The organism is Actinomycetospora sp. NBRC 106375, assembly GCF_030269665.1.
GTDB lineage: Bacteria > Actinomycetota > Actinomycetes > Mycobacteriales > Pseudonocardiaceae > Actinomycetospora.
The window spans coordinates 1-595 of the sequence record NZ_BSTS01000076.1; the positions used below are offsets into that span (position 1 = coordinate 1).

The 595-nt window shown below is 68.2% G+C and carries 2 protein-coding genes; both read right to left on the reverse strand.

Annotation, left to right across the window (positions count from 1 at the left end):
* Nucleotides 1-432, reverse strand: a 432-nt coding sequence (locus QSK03_RS32935; RefSeq protein WP_352232090.1) for a tetrahydrofolate dehydrogenase/cyclohydrolase catalytic domain-containing protein, incomplete at its 3' end; no start/stop codon positions are given.
* 17 nt (nucleotides 433-449) lie between these two features.
* Nucleotides 450-595, reverse strand: a 146-nt coding sequence (locus QSK03_RS32940) for an adenosylhomocysteinase (RefSeq protein ID WP_285660060.1), incomplete at its 5' end; no start/stop codon positions are given.

Here is a 595-nt window from a genome sequence, read left to right on the forward strand (position 1 = left end):
CTCGGGGTGCACCGCCTCGATGTCCTTGTGCGGGTCGAGCACCGAGAACAGGACCGGCTCGGGGATGTCGGCGGGGAACGGGCGCAGCAGGAGGATCCCGTGCACACCCGGATCGGCGTTGAGCTGCTCGACCACCGCGACGACCTCGTCGGTTGACGCACCGTCGTCGAGCCAGTAGTGGCGGTAGCTGATGCCGAGCCGGCGGGCCAGCGCCCGGAGCCGGCGTTCATAGGCCGATGCCGCGTAGTCGAGCCCGACCATGACGGTCGCCAGCCCGCACGCGCCACCGACCTGCGTGAGCGCGGCAAGCTCCCGGCCGACCTCGGCGCGCAACCGGAGCGCCATGACACGCCCATCGATCAGCTCTGACCGTGTCGGCATCTCGATGCCGTGCATCAACCGGTCCATGACGACATCGCCGTACACACTCATTGTCGTCTCCGCAGTGCTCAGTAGCGGTAGTGATCGGGCTTGTACGGGCCCTCGACGTCCACGCCGATGTACTCGGCCTGGTCCTTCGTGAGCTTGGTCAGCTCGGCGCCCAGCGCCTCGACGTGGACCTTCGCGACCTTCTCGTCGAGGTGCTTCGGCAGGC